Origin of the sequence: Conexibacter sp. DBS9H8, assembly GCF_023330685.1 — a bacterium.
Classification (GTDB): Bacteria; Actinomycetota; Thermoleophilia; order Solirubrobacterales; family Solirubrobacteraceae; genus Palsa-465.
The window spans coordinates 2,752,809-2,768,982 of sequence record NZ_CP097128.1 but is presented as its reverse complement, the minus strand read 5'-3'; the positions used below and the strand labels follow the sequence as shown (position 1 = coordinate 2,768,982).

Annotated in this window: 14 protein-coding genes; 11 read left to right on the top strand and 3 right to left on the bottom strand. The window is 69.1% G+C overall.

The window, feature by feature from the left end:
• Window positions 1-2 precede the first annotated feature (2 nt).
• The 7 genes from M3M55_RS13170 to M3M55_RS13140 are packed head-to-tail and all read left to right on the top strand — an operon-like array spanning window position 3 to window position 7,153.
• The gene (locus tag M3M55_RS13170; RefSeq protein WP_249009960.1) at window positions 3-653 is read left to right on the top strand and encodes a phosphoribosylanthranilate isomerase; all 651 of its coding nucleotides are present in this window, start codon (window positions 3-5) and stop codon (window positions 651-653) included.
• Window positions 650-1,828: a tryptophan synthase subunit beta gene (gene trpB, locus M3M55_RS13165; protein WP_249009959.1), complete on the top strand. Its 1,179-nt coding sequence runs from the start codon at window positions 650-652 to the stop codon at window positions 1,826-1,828. Before M3M55_RS13170 ends, trpB begins: the two co-directional genes overlap by 4 nt.
• Window positions 1,825-2,634 carry a tryptophan synthase subunit alpha gene (gene trpA / locus M3M55_RS13160; protein ID WP_249009958.1) on the top strand — a complete coding sequence of 270 codons (810 nt, stop codon included), beginning with the start codon at window positions 1,825-1,827 and terminating at the stop codon, window positions 2,632-2,634. Before trpB ends, trpA begins: the two co-directional genes overlap by 4 nt.
• A gap of 11 nt (window positions 2,635-2,645) precedes the next feature.
• Window positions 2,646-2,810, top strand: coding sequence for a hypothetical protein (locus M3M55_RS13155; protein WP_249009957.1), 165 nt, complete (start codon window positions 2,646-2,648; stop codon window positions 2,808-2,810).
• Between the two features lie 31 nt (window positions 2,811-2,841).
• On the top strand, window positions 2,842-3,531 hold the full coding sequence (locus M3M55_RS13150; protein WP_249009956.1) for a hypothetical protein: 690 nt from the start codon (window positions 2,842-2,844) through the stop codon (window positions 3,529-3,531).
• Window positions 3,528-4,547, top strand: coding sequence for a hypothetical protein (locus M3M55_RS13145; RefSeq protein ID WP_249009955.1), 1,020 nt, complete (start codon window positions 3,528-3,530; stop codon window positions 4,545-4,547). Before M3M55_RS13150 ends, M3M55_RS13145 begins: the two co-directional genes overlap by 4 nt.
• Window positions 4,548-4,552: 5 nt before the next feature.
• A complete protein-coding gene (locus M3M55_RS13140; protein ID WP_249009954.1) occupies window positions 4,553-7,153 on the top strand; it encodes a DNA polymerase I in 2,601 nt (866 codons plus the stop codon).
• Here M3M55_RS13140 and M3M55_RS13135 read toward each other — a convergent pair.
• Window positions 7,140-8,237 carry an NAD(P)/FAD-dependent oxidoreductase gene (locus tag M3M55_RS13135; protein ID WP_249009953.1) on the bottom strand — a complete coding sequence of 366 codons (1,098 nt, stop codon included), beginning with the start codon at window positions 8,235-8,237 and terminating at the stop codon, window positions 7,140-7,142. The two genes, M3M55_RS13140 and M3M55_RS13135, sit on opposite strands and share 14 nt — an antisense overlap.
• A gap of 50 nt (window positions 8,238-8,287) precedes the next feature.
• Here M3M55_RS13135 and rpsA point away from each other — a divergent pair, with 50 nt between their 5' ends.
• From rpsA to M3M55_RS13120, 3 genes are all read left to right on the top strand, one after another.
• Window positions 8,288-9,616: a 30S ribosomal protein S1 gene (gene rpsA, locus M3M55_RS13130; RefSeq protein WP_249009952.1), complete on the top strand. Its 1,329-nt coding sequence runs from the start codon at window positions 8,288-8,290 to the stop codon at window positions 9,614-9,616.
• A 15-nt stretch (window positions 9,617-9,631) separates the two neighbouring features.
• Window positions 9,632-10,219: a dephospho-CoA kinase gene (gene coaE / locus M3M55_RS13125; protein WP_249009951.1), complete on the top strand. Its 588-nt coding sequence runs from the start codon at window positions 9,632-9,634 to the stop codon at window positions 10,217-10,219.
• Window positions 10,220-10,293: 74 nt separating this feature from the next.
• On the top strand, window positions 10,294-10,860 hold the full coding sequence (locus M3M55_RS13120; RefSeq protein WP_249009950.1) for a lytic transglycosylase domain-containing protein: 567 nt from the start codon (window positions 10,294-10,296) through the stop codon (window positions 10,858-10,860).
• On the opposite strand, the gene M3M55_RS13115 is transcribed toward M3M55_RS13120, so the two are convergent.
• Entirely contained in the window at window positions 10,851-12,134 is a 1,284-nt protein-coding gene (locus M3M55_RS13115; protein WP_249009949.1) for an HNH endonuclease signature motif containing protein, read from the bottom strand. The genes M3M55_RS13120 and M3M55_RS13115 overlap by 10 nt on opposite strands.
• A gap of 256 nt (window positions 12,135-12,390) precedes the next feature.
• Here M3M55_RS13115 and M3M55_RS13110 point away from each other — a divergent pair, with 256 nt between their 5' ends.
• Window positions 12,391-13,833, top strand: a complete 1,443-nt coding sequence (locus M3M55_RS13110) for an MFS transporter (RefSeq protein WP_249009948.1) — start codon at window positions 12,391-12,393, stop codon at window positions 13,831-13,833.
• 14 nt (window positions 13,834-13,847) lie between these two features.
• Here M3M55_RS13110 and M3M55_RS13105 read toward each other — a convergent pair whose 3' ends face one another.
• The gene (locus tag M3M55_RS13105; protein WP_249009947.1) at window positions 13,848-16,094 is read right to left on the bottom strand and encodes a DUF1906 domain-containing protein; all 2,247 of its coding nucleotides are present in this window, start codon (window positions 16,092-16,094) and stop codon (window positions 13,848-13,850) included.
• Window positions 16,095-16,174: the final 80 nt, after the last annotated feature.

The following is a 16,174-nucleotide window of genomic DNA, read 5'->3' as shown; positions in this document are numbered from 1 at the left end:
CCATGCGCATGATCTCCCCGCCCCGCATCAAGTTCTGCGGCATCACCCGCCTCGAGGACGCCGAGTACGCGGTGGGCCTCGGTGCCTGGGCCGTCGGCATGATCCTGTGGGCGGGCTCACCCCGGGTCGTGCTGCCTCAGGAGGCGGCTGACATCGCCGACGCGCTGCGCCGGCGCGCCGAGATCGTCGGCGTGTTCGTCAACGAGGAGCTTGACGCGCTCGTCACCCTCGCCGACGAGATCGGCCTGACGATGGTCCAGCTGCACGGGGATGAGGGCCCCGCCTACGCCCAGACGGTCGCTCGCCGCACCGGTGCGAAGGTGATCAAGGCGACCCGAGTGCGAGACGGCGGCGACATCACCGCGCTGCGGCCGTTCAGCACCGACTTTCATCTGCTCGACTCCTACGTGCCCGGCACGCCCGGGGGGACGGGGGAGAGCTTCGCCTGGGAGCTCGCCGGCCGCCGCCGCGGCGGTCCGCCGGTGATCCTCTCCGGCGGATTGACCCCGGACAACGTCGCGGAGGCGGCGCAGATCGTCGCGCCCTTTGGGGTCGACGTCTGCTCCGGCGTCGAGTCTGCCCCCGGCATCAAGGATCACGATCGCATGGACGCCTTCGTCGCGGCTCTCGCCCCCGCCGAGGTGAGCCCGTGAGCGGCGTGCCGCACCGCTTCGGCCCCTACGGCGGGCAGTACGTCCCTGAGACGCTGATGCCCGCGCTGGCCGAACTCGAGCAGGCGTGGGTGGAGGCGGCGGCGGATGCGCAGTACCGCCACCGCCTCGACACGCTGCTGAACACCTACGTCGGCCGCCCGAGTCCGCTCTATCGGGCCGAGCGGCTGTCGGCTCGGGTCGGGCACGACGTCTATCTCAAGCGCGAGGATCTCAACCACACCGGCGCGCACAAGATCAACAACGCGCTCGGGCAGGCCCTCCTCGCCCAGCGGATGGGGAAGACACGGATCATCGCCGAGACGGGTGCGGGCCAGCACGGGGTGGCCACGGCGACCGCGTGTGCGCTGCTTGCCCTCGAGTGCGTCGTCTACATGGGCACCGAGGACATGCGCCGCCAGCGCCCGAACGTGCAGCGGATGGAGCTGCTCGGGGCCCGTGTCGTCGGGGTCGACGCGGGCGCGCGGACGCTCAAGGAAGCGGTGTCGGCGGCGATCCGCGATTGGGTGACCAACGTCCGTGACAGCCACTACATCATCGGCTCCTGCGTCGGCCCCGCCCCCTATCCGGCGTTGGTCCGCGACCTGCAGCGGGTGATCGGCGACGAGGCCCGCGCCCAGGTGCTCGCGGCGGCCGGGCGGCTGCCTGATCGGGTGATCGCCTGCGTCGGCGGCGGCTCGAACGCGATCGGTACGTTCACCCCCTTCACCGATGACGCCGGGGTCGCCCTGGTCGGGGTCGAGGCCGCCGGAGAGGGGATCGAGACCGGCCATCACGGCGCACCGCTCACCGCTGGTGGCGTCGGCGGCCCCGCCGGGGTCCTGCACGGCTCGCTGTCGGCGATCATGCAGTCCGAGGACGGCCAGATCCTCGAAGCCCACTCGATCTCGGCCGGCCTCGACTATCCGGGGGCCGGGCCCGAGCACGCGTGGCTGCGCGACAGTGGCCGCGCCGAGTATGTCGCCGTCTCCGACGTCGACGCGCTCGCCGCCTTCGCGGAGGTGACGCGACTGGAGGGGATCATCCCCGCCCTCGAGTCCGCCCACGCACTCGCCTGGACGCTCGCACATCCCGAGGGGTCCGGGCTCGACCTCATCTGCCTGTCGGGCCGGGGCGACAAGGACCTCGCCGAGGCGTTGGAGAAGCTCGGCCGATGACTGCCGCCCACGTCACCGCACCCGGCACCGAGCGGATCGCCGAGGCGTTCGCCCGCGCCCACGCCGACGGGCGCCGGGCGGCGCTGATGCCCTACATGATGGCCGGCTATCCCGACGTCGAACGCTCCCGGGAGATCGCCGCCGCCTACGTCGACGGCGGTGCGGATCTGATTGAGCTGGGGATCCCCTTTTCGGACCCGCTCGCGGACGGGCCGGTGATCCACGCGGCCGCGGTCGCCGCCCTGGAGGCGGGGGCGACGTTGCATGAGTGTCTCACCGTTGCCGCCGCGGTGGCCGAGCGCGTCCCGGTCATCCTCATGTCCTACATCAATCCGATCCTCGCCCGTGGCGTCGAGCGGTTCTGTGACGAGCTCGTCGCGACGGGGGTGTGTGGGCTGATCGTCCCGGACCTTCCCCGGGAGGAGTCAGGGCTGGTCACGGCCGCCTGTGCCGCGCGTGGGCTCGCCCTCGTCCCGCTCGTGGCGCCGACCACACCACCGGACCGCATGACCGAGATCGTCGCCGCCGCCACCGGGTTCATCTACACCGTGGCCGTCACCGGGACGACCGGTGAACGGACGGGATCCGACGGTGACGTTCCCGCGTTACTGGCCCGTGTCCGAGGGGATGCGCGCGTCCCGGTCGCGCTCGGCTTCGGGATCTCGACGCCCGAGCAGGCGTCGGCGGCCGCGGCGGCCGGAGCGGAGGGGGTGATCGTCGGCTCCCGGTTCGTACGGGCCGCGGGGGAGGCGGACGCCGTCGCGATCGGTGAGCTCGTCAGGGCATTCGCCACCGCTCTCAGATAGGATCTCGCCCAATGGAAGTTATTGCCACCGCCACCGCAGGGCTGATGCTCTGGATCGTCATCTGGGCGCTCGGCGTTTCGGGACTCGACGCTCTCATCATCGGGATCGTCGCGTTCCTGATCGCCCTGTCGGCCCAGACCCTCGCGCCGCGCCTTGCTCCGTTCAAGAGTCGGTAGCACACGCCCGCGCGCGCTGGTCGCGCTCCCGTTGCTCGCCGTCGTGCTCGCCGGCTGCAGCGGGACCGGCGCGAACACGACGACCGACGTCACGGCAACAGGAACGTCCCTGACCGTCTTCCTCTCCGATCCGCCCGCGGTGCGGGCCGACCAGGCCCTCCAGGACGTCGTCGAGGCCGAGCAGCTCGCCTTCGTCGAACACGCCGGCGCGCTCAAGAACGTGTCGCTGCGACCACGCACCCTCACCAAGGGATCCCAGGTGTCCGATCTCGCGAGGACGGCGATCGAGAACAACAGCGCGATCGCCTACGTCGGTGAGGTGCAGTCCGGGCTGTCCCGGCAGACCGTCGGCATCACCAACGCCGAGGATCTGCTCGAGCTGAGCCCGACCGACCCGGTCAAGCCCAGCCAGGCGAACTTCGAGAGCTACAGCAGTTACGGCCGGACCTTCGCGAGCCTGCCACTCGACCTCGGAACCTCTCCCGCCGCGCTCAACCGGGCCGATCCGGCCTTCGCCCGCGACTTCCGGCGGGACTTCGGTCACGCGCCGAGCGCGGACGCGATCGAGGGCTATGACGCCGTCTGGGTACTGCTGCGGGTACTGTCGGCCGAGGGCGGGCACGCCAACGACCGAGCTAAGGTCGCCGCCTCCGTGATCGCGACGCTCAAGGAGAACGCGGGCCGGGCTTCGGTGCCCGCCTTCACCATCAAGCTGAAGTGAGCGGCCGCCTGCGCGCTGCGGCGGTGAGGGTCGTCGGCACGATCGCGGTCGCCACCGCGGCGGTCGCCATGCTCGCCGGCTGCGGGGCGACCCAGCACAGCGCTCGGACGCCTCCGATCTCGACGCTCTGCGTGGACGTCGATCTGCCCCTCGCCGGCGGCGACGGCGCCTCCCCGGCGGCCGGGCGCGCCGCTCGCGGTTTTCTCACCGGGGTGGAGATGCAGATCCCCAGTGCTGGGCTGCGGATCGGCGCCTACCGGGTTCGCCTCTGTGCGGTCCACGATGACGCGCCCGTCGGTGATCTCGCGAGCGCCGAGGTGATCACCCTCGCGGCTCGCCACGCCGCCGCAAACGTCCACACGATCGCGGTCATCGGCGAGCTCAACGCGACCGACGCGGAGATCGCCGACGTCCCGCTGGCCGCCGCCGGAATCCCGTTGATCACGCCGAGCGGACCGCTGGCGAGCGCATCGGCGGCCGGAGCTGCCCCCGCTCCCAGCGGGGCGGGCGGGATCGCCGCGGCCGTCCCGCTGTCCCCGCACCCGACGACCTTCTATCTGATGCCGTCGGTGGCCACACAGGCGGCAGCGGTTCGGGAGGTCGCGCTCCTGCACGACTGCCGGTCAACGCGCCGGGTGCACGCCGGCTGCACCGTGTCGGGCGTGGAGAACCCGCCGCTCTGCACGGGGCTGGGCTCTGCCTCTCCCCGGCTCGTGCGCTACTGCGTGCTCGCCGGCACCGGGCAGCTCGCCAACTGGTCCACCCCGGCCCTCGCCTATGGAGAGAGCGCCGGCCGGCTCCTCGTCGCCACGCTCGAGACGGCCGCGGGCGCGGGAGCGAACATCGCCGACCGCTCGGTGCTCGTGCGCCGCCTGCTCACAAGCCGGCTCGTGCAGAGTCCGATCGGTCCGGTCCGCTTTGACGCGCGCGGCGGGATCGTCGCCGACGAGTTCGCCGTCTTCAGCGTCGACGACCGCGGGCGGAGCACCCTGCTGCAGACGTTTCGGACACACTGAGCCGGATGAGCCCAAAGCCGCAGACGCGCGCGCCGGACGAGCTGCTGCTCATCGACGGCAACAGCCTGGCCTACCGGGCGTTCTTCGCCCTCCCGGAGTCGATCGCCACCTCCACGGGCGTGCCGACGAACGCGATCTTCGGCCTCGCCTCGATGCTCGTCAAGCTGCTCACCGAGATCGGTCACCGGCCGACGATCGTCGTTTGGGACGGCGGTGACAGCGGCCGCAAGACGCTCTATCCCGACTACAAGGCCCAACGGAGCTCGCGGCCGGACCTGCTGCGGGAGCAGTGGCCCCATTTCGAGCCGCTCGTCGAGGCGTTCGGCTACACGAACCTCCGCGTGGAGGGATTCGAGGCCGATGACGTGATCGCCTCGATCGCCGCCGTCGCACCCTGCCCCGTGCTCGTCCTCACCGGTGACCGGGACGCCTTTCAGCTCGTGAACGACCGTACCCGGATTCTCGCGCCCGGTCGCGGGATCACCGACACCAAGCTCTACGACGTCCAGGCGGTGATCGACCGCTACGGCATCACCCCGGCCCAGGTGCCCGACTTCATCGGGCTCAAGGGCGACAGCTCCGACAACATCCCCGGCGTCCCGGGAATCGGGGACAAGACCGCAGCCGAGCTCTTGCGGCGGTTCGAGAACGTGGAGGGCGTGCTGAGGAACATCGACCAGATCTCGGGCGCCAAGCGCAAGCAGAACCTCACCGAACACGCCGACATCGCGCGGCTGTCCAAGCAGCTGGCCACCGCCCAGCGAGACATCCCCGTTGAGCTCGACCTGGCGGCGATCACGCACGCCGGTCCGGACCGCTCGGCGCTGCGCGACACGTTCCGGCGGTTTGAGCTGCGCGAACCGCTGCGACGGCTCGAGGAGGCCCTCGGATCGCCCGAGGCGGCGGCCCCCTCGCCGGCTCCGGCCGGTGGGGCGCCGGGGGCGCTGGGCGCCCGGGTGCGGACGGTCGAGCTCGCGGAGCTCAGCACCGGCCTGCCGGCGGCAGACATCGCCGTCGCCCTTGCCGCTCCGGAGGCCCCCGAGGGCGCGCTGTTCGGTGAGGTGTCGGAGTGGACCTTCGCGGTGGCCGCGCCCCCGGGAGCGGAGATCCTCACCGGGGGATGCTCGGGCCCGGCGGAGCTGCTCTCCGCGCTCGGTGCACGCACCGTCATCACCCACGACGCCAAGTCCCTCGGGCTCGTGCCGGCGCTCGCCCACGACACGGAGATCGCCGCGTACCTGCTCGAGCCCGCTCGTCGCGCCTACCCGTTCCGGGAGCTTGTGGAGGAGCGAGGGCTCAGCTCCGACCTGGAGGGCGTCCCCGCCACCGCCCTGCTGCTGCACCATCTCGCCAGCTGGCAACGGGAGCAGATCCACGCCCGCGGCCTGGATGAGCTCTTCCGTACGGTCGAGTTGCCGCTTGTCCGGATCCTGCGCAAGATGGAGCTCGCCGGTCTCAAGCTCGACACCGGCGCGCTGGCGGAGATCTCCGCTCGAGTCAAGGCGGAGGCGGACACTCTGGAGGGGGAGATCCACGCCCTCGCTGACGAGGAGTTCACCCTCGGCTCGCCCCGACAGCTCGAGGAGATCCTCTTCTCCAAGCTCGGACTCACGCGTAAACGCCGGGGCAAGACCGGGTACTCGACCGACGCCCGGGTACTGCAGGCGATCCGTGACGAACATCCGATCGTTCCCAAGATCGAACGCTGGCGGGAGCTGACCAAGCTCGCCCAGACCTACCTCGACGCGCTCCCACTGCTCATCTCGCCAGCCGACGGACGGATCCACACGACGCTCAATCAGACCGCCGCCGCGACCGGGCGCCTCTCCTCGAACAACCCGAACCTGCAGAACATCCCGATTCGCACACCCCTGGGACGGGAGATCCGGGCCTGCTTCATCGCCGAACCCGGTCACCTGCTCGTCTCCGCCGACTACTCCCAGGTTGAGCTGCGCCTGCTCGCGCACATCGCCGGGGAGGAGGTCCTCAAGGACATCTTCCGTGCCGGTGAGGACGTGCACACCGCGACGGCGATGCGGGTCTTCGGCGTGAGCGCCGGGGCGATCGACCCGGGGATGCGGTCCAAGGCGAAGATGATCAACTACGGGATCGTCTACGGCCTGTCCGCCTACGGGATGGCCGACCGCCTCGACATCCCCCAGGCGGAGGCGGACGAGTTCATCACCCGGTACATGGCGGGCTTTCCGGCCGTGTCGGCCTTCATCGAGGCGACGATCGAACACGGGACCGAGCTCGGCTACGTCTCGACGCTGCTGGGCCGCCGCCGTCAGGTCCCTGAGTTGCGGGCGCGCCGGTGGGAGTTGCGCAAACAGGGGGAGCGCTTCGCCGTCAACATGGTCATCCAGGGCACGGCCGCCGACATCATGAAGATCGCCATGGTCCGGGCGGACGCGGCGCTCGCCGCCTCCGGTCTGGCGGCCCGCCTCGTCCTCCAGATCCACGACGAACTGCTCTTCGAGGCACCGGCCGAGGAGGCCGAGACGGTGCGCGCGCTCGCCATCGACGCGATGGCCGGCGCGTTCACGATGGATCCCCCGCTCGAGGTCGAGGCGGGAATCGGGCCCGACTGGCTCAGCGCGAAGTGATGAACTCCGGCGAGGCGATCGCCAGGTAGTGGTTGAACGACCACGCGGTGAAGCGTCGGCTCGCCATCACGCTGAGTGCCGGGGCCAACGCCCGAGGCGGGACCCTCGGAACCCAGTTCTGTACGCGCAGCAGCCACTCGAACTGCCACCGGTGGGCCGCTGAGAACGCTCCGTAGCGGGCAAGCGCCGACGTCCTGGTCTGGCGGCCGCCGAGGACGTCGGCGATCTCCCGGCCCGCCGCGATCCCGAAGTACAGCGCGGTGCGGATGCCCTCGGCGGTGAGCGGCAGGCAGTGCCCGGCGCTGTCGCCGCAGAAGAACACGCCGTCTTCGGTTGCCTCCCGGATGCGATGGGGAATCCAGTTGCCTTGGAACCGTTCGGCCGGTCGGTGGAGATCCTCGGCAAGGGCGACGGTCGGGGCCTTGACGTGGTCGTGGGGGATGAACGAGCCGACGCCGACGCGCACCTCCTCGCCGGCCGGGAAGCTCCAGCCATACCCTGCCGGGATGATGTCGCGGTCGATCCAGATCTCCAGCTCATCACCGCGGCCGTTCGGGTGCACCTCAAGGCCCCGGGACAGGTAGGCGTCCGGGGGCTGGATCGGAGCGCCGTCGGAGAGGACGCGTCGCCAGCCGAGCGCGTCGACGACGATCGGGGCGCGGATCTCGCCCCGGTCGGTGCGCACGCCCGCCTCGGTCCGGGAAACGACCGTCGCGGTCTCGAACTGGAAATCCCCACCCTGCTCGGCGAGCAGCGCGCACAGCGTCCGGTAGTCGAAGGTGGAGAAGGTCCAGGGGAGTGGAAACCGGGCGGTGCCGTGGGGCGAGTGGATGACGAGCTCGGGGAAGGTCTGCTGCATCGCGCCCGTGAGCCCGAGGGCCTCCAGCCAGCCGGTCGGAATCCCGCAGGCGGACGTCTGGCGCTCACCGATCTCGTAGCGATCGACGACGATCACCTTCGCGCCGGACATCCTCAGCTCACGCGCGACAGCGAGTCCGGCGAAGCTCGCGCCACAGATGAGGACGTCGGCGTCGAGGTCGAACCGGGTTCGCTCGGTTCCCCGCTTGGTGGCTCGGACGGGCACGGCGGGCGATGATAGGAGTTCTGACCCACGCGGCTACCATTGGACGACCAATGTCAACGCTCACTGTCCCTACCCCAACCGAACTGCCCGAAGCCAAGGTCGTCCCCGGTTCTGATGGCCTGCTGCTGGAGATCGACGGTCGCATCGTCCCCAACTACGACGCGACGATCCGCCCGTTCTCCGAGGGTGATGTCGTCACCGGCCACGTTGTCCGCATCGACCAGGACGAGGTCCTCGTCGACATCGGATACAAGTCTGAGGGCGTCATCCCCGCCTCCGAACTGTCGATCCGCAAGTCCGTCGATCCGTCCGAGGAGGTGTCCCTCGGAGAAGAGGTCGACGCCCTCGTCCTCACCAAGGAGGATCAGGACGGTCGCCTCATCCTCTCCAAGAAGCGGGCGCGGTTCGAGAAGGCCTGGCGCCGGATCGAGGCGGCGGCGCAGTCGGGTGAGCCGGTTGAGGGGTCGGTGATCGAGGTCGTCAAGGGCGGTCTGATCATCGACCTTGGTGTGCGTGGTTTCCTTCCCGCCTCCCTCGTTGACATCCGTCGGGTCCCGAACCTCGACGAGTACATGGGGCAGACGATCGAGTGCAAGGTGATCGAGCTCAACCGCTCGCGCAACAACGTCGTGCTCTCTCGCCGCGCGGTGCTCGAGGAGCAGCGCAAGGAGGATCGGGAGCGGATCCTCGACCGGCTCCAGCCCGGCCAGGTCGTGGAGGGCGTCATCTCCAACATCGTCGACTTCGGCGCCTTCGTCGATCTCGACGGCATCGATGGGCTCATCCACATCTCCGAGCTCTCCTGGAGCCACGTCAACCATCCGTCAGAGATCCTCACGATCGGCTCCACGGTGTCGGTCAAGGTGCTCGACATCGATCGCAACCGCCAGCGCATTTCCCTCGGTCTCAAGCAGACCCAGGAGGACCCGTGGCAGCGGGTGATCGACACCTACAACATTGGCGATGAGCTCGAGGGTACGGTCACCAAGGTCGTCACCTTCGGGGCGTTCGTCGAGATCCTTGACGGCGTCGAGGGGCTCGTCCACATCTCCGAGCTCGCCCAGCACCACGTCGAGAACCCGCGCGAGATCATCCAGCCGGGTGATCCGGTTCGGGTCAAGATTCTCGAGATCGACTCCGAGCGTCGCCGGCTCTCACTCTCGATCAAGCGGGTCGAGGGACAGGTCCTGCCGGTCCGTCCGATCATGCCTCCCGGTGAGGGGGAGTTCGTCGACGAGGAGATCCCCGACGAGTCCGAGCTGATCGGCAGCGCTCCCGACACGGTCGATGAGATGACCGCTGGCGAGTTCCCCAGCGCCGGCGGCCCTGTCGAGGACACGGACGTCGCGCCGGCGGGTGACTCGACCGACCTCGGCTGAGCCGCCCCGAGAGCCATGATCCCGTTTGTCGGCCTGACCGGCGGGATCGGCTCCGGGAAATCGGCCGCGCTGGCCGCCTTCGAGCGTCTCGGGGCGGCCACGCTGTCGACTGATGCCGTCGTTCACGATCTCTATCGGTCCGCCGCCGTCCGCGCCGCGGTTGTCGGCCGGCTCGGTACCGACGTCGCCCCGGACGGTCGGGTGGACCGTGACCGTCTTGCCGCTGCGGTGTTCGCCGACGACGATCTGAGGCGGTGGCTTGAGTCGCTGCTGTGGCCGTTGGTCGCTGAGCGGATCGCCGGTTGGCGGGCCGGCCTGGCGGCACGTGTGCCGCTCCCGCGGGCGGCGGTCGTCGAAGTTCCCCTCCTCTTTGAGGCCGGGATGGAGTCCACTTTCGACGTCACGCTGACGGTCGTCGCCAACGAGGGGGTCCGCGCGGCTCGAGCGGCCGCGCGCGGCCACGCGTCCGTCGCCGAGCGGACCGCACGCCAACTCTCTCAGCAGGAAAAGGCAGCACGTTCCACGTATGTGGTCGAAAACGACGGCTCTGAATCCGAACTCGAGGCCACGTTGTCTGACGTTCTTGACATCCTGCATACATGAGTACCACCGCGGCTCGCCATCGCGCGTCTGTCGTGCGCCGACGCCCGTCGCGTCGCCGCCGCCTTCTGCGGCTGGTGGGCGTTCTCATGACCGCCGCTGCGCTGACCGTCTTCGCCGTCCGCATCGCTCCGCCGCTCGTCCAGAAGGCCCTTCGCGATCTCACCCTGCCCCTCAGCTACAGCTCGATCATCGTCCACCAGGCGGACGCCAAGCGCCTCGATCCTGCCCTCGTCGCGGCTGTCATCTACGCCGAGACCGGCTACGACGCGAGAACCTCCTCGGCCGGCGCCGTCGGTCTCATGCAGCTTGAGCCGGCGACCGCCCTCGCCCTCGCGCGCCAGTCCGGTGCCACCAGCTTCCACGTGTCCGATCTCGGCTCCCCCGCGGTGAACATCGCCTACGGGAGCTACTACCTGAGTGAGCTGCTGAGAAGCTTCGGTGGTGACGAGACCGCGGCTCTCGCTGCCTATAACGGAGGGGAGACCAACGTCGATCACTGGATCCTGCGCGCCCACAGCAAGGGGCACCGCTTCGGCCTCGGTGACATCCCCTTTCCGGCGACCCGGGCCTACGTCGAGGAGGTCCTGCAAGCCCAGCGGGCCTATCGTCACAAGTACGCCTCTCAACTCGGCTACACCTGACCCCAGTCCGGCGGCGGCAGCCACTTACGCGCAAGCCCCTCGACCGCGATGCCGTAGTCGAGCCCGTCGCCAGCCGAGAGCGGACGTGGGCTCTCGGCGTCGGTCACGACGCCTCGCTCGCCGTTGAGCGTGTGCAGCGAGCGGCCCGATGGTCGTCCCAGCTCCGAACCATCGACGATCGGGCGTCCGCCTGGCGCCCAGAATCGGGGATGGCCTCGACGGTCGCGATCGACCGCGTAACCGCCCTCGTGAACGAGTCGATGGTGCTCGCTGCAGAGATGGATGAGGTTGGACATCGCCGTCTCTCCACCTTGGGCCCAGTGGCGTATGTGATGGGCGTGGAGGAAGTGCGTGTGGGTGCAGCCCGGAAATCGGCAGACGGGATCGCGGCTGCGCAGGGCCCGGCGCAGGGCCGGCGGAATCGCCCGGGTGCGGCGGCCCACCGAGAGCGGTTCGCCATCACGCTCGAGGATCGTCACCACCGCCCCGTCACAGCCCAATCGGCGCGCGAGTTCTGGTGCGATCGAAGGACCGCCCTCGACCTCACACCGCTCGACAATGCTCTCAGCCGGCAGAGAGCCGACATCCACGTGAACGACGAGCTCCGCACCCCGGACGCGCTCGGCGTCGACAAGGCGCCCGAGCGCCCGCGCCCGCCGCGCCGACGCCGGCAGCAGACGATCGTCGGGCGCATTTGCCTCCAACACCCCGAGCAGCGCCGCTCCGTCCTCGGCGGTGAGCCGCCCGGAGATCCGCAGCATCCCATCCTCGTCCCAGTCGCAGTTGAGGCACTGCCGCTCCGCGTTCTCGAGCGCCTGGGCTCGGGTGGCTCGGATCACCCCCGCGTAGCCTCGCACGAGCCGCTCGATCTGCGCCCCCGTGGCGTGCTCAGCGATCATCAGCAGATCCTCTTCGGTTTCCGGCTGAGCCACCCGCGTGAGCGCCCGTACCTTCGAGTAGCTCAGCCGACCGGCAGCAAACGCCGCGCTGAGGCGCGGCAGGGCGCCGAGGGCGCGGGCGACGCGGACGTGCTCCTGTCCGGCGCGCAGACCGATCCCGAGCCGCCAGGAGAGCCAATGAGCACACGAATGCACACCCCATTCCGCCCAGCCCCCGCGGGCGTCGAACTCAGCGATCAGGGAAAGCCAGCGACACGTCGCCGCTGCGATATCGGCGGCGAGTTCACAGATCTCGCGCTCAAGGTCCTCCAGCGCCCGCGCGACGCCAGTGTTGGAGCTCTCTGGTCCCGGGGCTGCAGCAGAAGGAGAACACATGTTCGTATTGTGCGTGGGGGCCCGGACGGAACCGGCACTCCAGGATCCCTATTTGCACCGCTCGGGTTCGGCGGGAAACTCTCAAGCCGTACTTGATGGTGTTCCGCGGAACGCGGCCCTCCTTAACGAAGTACACGCGTCTTCACAGGTCGTTCACAGAATCGGCCGTCGGCGGCTTCATAGTTCCGGTCGCAACACCCGAAACAAAGGCATGATCAGCGCCGCGCCCTCCCGGACGCGGCGGAAAGGAGCAGTAATGGCCGAGCAGGCAGCGGTGGAGGACCTCTTTCGACCTCTTGACGAGGCCGAAATCAGCCAGAAGCACTGGCTGACGGTGCTCACCGCAGGGATGGGCTTCTTCACGGATGCCTACGACCTCTTCATCATCGGCACCGTCACGGTCCTGCTCACGCCGATCTTCCACCTGAGCACGAACCAGATCTCGCTGCTCAACTCGATCTCGCTGCTCGCTTCGGTCTTCGGCGCGTTGATCTTCGGGCGGTTGATGGACCGGCTCGGCCGCAAGCGCGTCTATGGACTGGAGATCGCGCTCCTTTCACTCGGCGCCGTGCTCTCAGCACTCTCCTGGAATTTCACCTCCCTCCTCATCTTCCGGATCATCGTGGGCATCGGCGTCGGTGGCGACTACGCCACGTCGTCGGTCATCACCGCCGAATATGCGAACCGGCGGTCGCGCGGCCGACTCGTCGGCACCGTCTTCGCCATGCAGGCCTTCGGTCTCATCGCCGGCCCGGCGATCGCCTCGGTCTTCCTCGGAGCCGGCGTCTCGACCCACGTCGCCTGGCGCGTGATGCTCGGCCTCGGCGCGATCCCCGCGCTCTCGGTTGTCTACCTCCGTCGCAAGATCAAGGAGACCCCACGCTTCCGGCTCGTCGTTGAAGGGGATGTCGCCGGTGCCGCTGAAGCGGTGAGCTGGACGCTTGGGGATGGCGCTCAGCCAAGTACCAACGGCCACCGCCAAGCTCACGGTGCCGCCCGTTCGAGCCTGCCGAACGTTCGTGCCAGGCTCACCAGCCGCCCGTTCCTGCTCCGGCTGATCGGAACGGCCGGATCGTGGTTCCTGCTCGACATCGCCTTCTATGGCAATTCGGTGTCCAGCCCGCTCATCCTCAAGCAACTCGAGCCCCACGGCACTCTGCTCGCCCACACGCTCACGTCGCTCGCGATCTTCGTGGTCGCGGCCTTCCCGGGATATTGGATGGCTGTCTGGCTGATGGACCGGATCGGCCGCAAGCGGATCCAGTGGCAGGGATTCACGATGATGGCGATCGCGTTCGGTGCGATCGGCCTGATTCCAGGTGCCGCCACGGATACGGCGCCGTTCCTCATCCTGTTCGGCATTAGCTACTTCTTCACCGAGTTCGGTCCCAACGTCACCACGTTCGTCTACCCGTCAGAGGTCTTTCCCACGTCGGTTCGTGGGCTCGGTGAAGGCATCTCGGCCGGATCCGGGAAGTTCGGGGCGTTCCTCGGCGCGCTCATCGTCCCGCACCTGCTGAAGTCCATCGGCATCTCCGGCGTGATGGAGATCATGGCCGTCGTCTCCCTCGTCGGGATCGGCCTCACTCTCGTCGCTCTCCCCGAGCCGATGGGCAAGACCCTGGAGGAGTCCTCGGAGGAGACAATCGTCCTCCCCCTGTCAGGGACCACGCCGGTCCCGGCTGCGTCCGTCGCCTGAGATCGACGGAGGCGCTAGCCCGCGATCCCGACCACCGACCCTCCCGTGAGGGTCGGATTCGGGTAGCGGGCGGCGTCTCCGTAGGCGTACACCACTCCGGTTCGAGAGATCAGCCAGTAGCCGCGGCCGTCCGGAGTCGCGATCATCCCGACGATGCCCGCCACCTTGGGTGAGCCGTAGAACGGAACCCGCTCGCTGTTGTAGACGTTGCCCTCGGCGGTGTAGAGCCAGTAGCCATGGTTCGGTCCGGCGACGATGCCGATGACCGGATGCAGCGGCCGGATCGCCGGGAGTTGCGGGGCGTGACCAAAGGCGAGCACCCTTCCCATCCGGGTGACGAGCCAGTAGCCCGGGCCGTTCGGGAGCGAGGCCATCCCGGTGACGTCGTAGAGATGGCTGTGTGCGGCGGACCCGTAGAAGGGGGTGCCGCTGCTTGGATAGACGTTCCCCTCGGCGGTGTAGAGCCAGTAGCCGCCCGCGGGAGACCGCACGATCCCGTCGACCGGATGCGCGACGAAGATGCGCGGCAGGCGGGTGGCGTCTCCAAAGGCATCGACCACGGCGTATCGAGTAACGAGCCAATAGCCCCGCCCGCCGCCCGTCGCGGCCATTCCGGTGAAGTCGTTCTGTCCGGCTGAAGCGGGCGAGCCCCACAGCGGCTCGTACTCGCTGTTATAGACCGCTCCCGCCGCGCTGAAGGACCAGTAACCGGACGGTTTCGCTGCGATCGGGACGGTCGGAGCCGATGCGGTGGCGGCGCTCGTGCCCAGAGCGTTGGCGGCTACCTCGGTCGCGAGGACGGTGTGACCGGCATCGGCGGGCGTGAGCGTGTACGTCTGGCCGCTTGCTCCGCTGATCGGGGCACACCCAGTCGCGGCGCTCGTGCACCGGAACCACTGCACGCCGTAGGTGCTCGGAGACTGACTCCATCCGCCATGGCTCTCGACCAGGGTTTGACCGACGACGGGTACCCCCTCGACGATCGGTGGGGAGGTCGCTGACGGCACTGCGGTGATCGTCGGGGGTGCGGAAGAACTCGCGCCGTAGGCGGCGGTGGCCCCGTCGACGTAGTCGTTGTCGATATTGATCGTCGTGCCGCCATAGGTGGCGTTTGTTGCCCCCTGATACTGGTGCAGCCGCTGGTTGGATGCCCAGTCGCCGCTCGGAACGTTCGGATCGGACGTGCTCGCCTGGCCGTTCCAGTTGGCGATCCAGATGTCATCGGGCTCGACGTACCCAGTTCCGACCTGTGAGACGAGATCGGCGATCCCCGAGTTGTCGCTGCTGTAGATCCCTGACAGGTAGCCGTCGGCATGGAGCTGTTCGGTCCAGCCCTGGAGGAAGGCGAGCACCGCCGGGCTATTTGCGCTTTCTCGCGGGTACCCCTCCATGTCGTCGTAGATCGGATTGCCTGGACCGAGCCCGATGCTCTGGGCGTCATAGACAGCATCGGTGGCCGCCGCGGTACCTTCTGAGGTCGCCTGCGCGGGCGTGATCCCCGCGCAGCCGCACGTGTTCTGCGGGGCCTGCAGGCCAACGTAGATCGGCACGATGTGCCAGCCGGCCGCCGACTCGGTGTCGACCCAAGCTGCGGAGAGGTTGGGTTGCGAGCAGGCCATGTTCTCGCCGCCGATGTACACCCCGACGGCGCCGTAGGGGGAGGATGCGCGCCACTGGGACATCGTCTGCTCCGACGGGGTCGAGCAGGCGTCGAATCCCTCGCCGGCGAACACGGAGCCGGGCGCGGCGGCCTCCTCGCCTGAGACGCGCCGAGCTCGACGAAGATCAGTCTGGACGGGCGCACGAGAGCCAGACAGGGTTCGCAGATCGAGTGCCCGCCGAATGAGGTTGGGATCGTTGCGCCAGGTTGCCGTGATCGTCACCCGCCCCCGCCGGTGAATCGTGACGTCTGGCCCATACAGTCCCGCGCCCGTTCCGGACGACCCTGTCGGCTCGACGAGGATCGCTTCAGTTCGGCCGGCGCTGTGCACCGGACAGGCCTCGGATTGCCCCGGTCGCCCGAGGTACAGTGCGTGGCGGTTGAACCGGACGCAGGTCCGGGACGTCGGCGAGAGGTCGAAGACCGGCCATCCGGAGGGGACGTGGATGACCACGCCGTCGTAGTGGACCGCGCGCAGCGATCGCGTCTGGGCCGCCGCCGACCCGAGTTGGAGGCCGAGCATCACGACGCATGTGCCGAGCATCGCGAGCAGCCGGTGCCGACGGCGGAGCTTGAGGGGGGTGGGGAAGGACGCGCGCATGGGTCTCGAACGACCGGCCGGCGGCGAAGTTGCGTACCCCCTCATTGCGGTCAAAGGCTGACCTACCGGCGCGGTTTAAT

Bases quoted from the DNA above. Each gene is read 5' to 3' on its own strand.
- M3M55_RS13170 (WP_249009960.1), top strand. From the start codon at position 3: ATGCGCATGATCTCCCCGCCCCGCATCAAGTTCTGCGGCATCACCCGC.
- trpA (WP_249009958.1), top strand. From the start codon at position 1,825: ATGACTGCCGCCCACGTCACCGCACCCGGCACCGAGCGGATCGCCGAG.
- M3M55_RS13155 (WP_249009957.1), top strand. From the start codon at position 2,646: ATGGAAGTTATTGCCACCGCCACCGCAGGGCTGATGCTCTGGATCGTC.
- M3M55_RS13140 (WP_249009954.1), top strand. From the start codon at position 4,553: ATGAGCCCAAAGCCGCAGACGCGCGCGCCGGACGAGCTGCTGCTCATC.
- rpsA (WP_249009952.1), top strand. From the start codon at position 8,288: ATGTCAACGCTCACTGTCCCTACCCCAACCGAACTGCCCGAAGCCAAG.
- coaE (WP_249009951.1), top strand. From the start codon at position 9,632: ATGATCCCGTTTGTCGGCCTGACCGGCGGGATCGGCTCCGGGAAATCG.
- M3M55_RS13115 (WP_249009949.1), bottom strand. From the start codon at position 12,134: ATGTGTTCTCCTTCTGCTGCAGCCCCGGGACCAGAGAGCTCCAACACT.
- M3M55_RS13110 (WP_249009948.1), top strand. From the start codon at position 12,391: ATGGCCGAGCAGGCAGCGGTGGAGGACCTCTTTCGACCTCTTGACGAG.
- M3M55_RS13105 (WP_249009947.1), bottom strand. From the start codon at position 16,094: ATGCGCGCGTCCTTCCCCACCCCCCTCAAGCTCCGCCGTCGGCACCGG.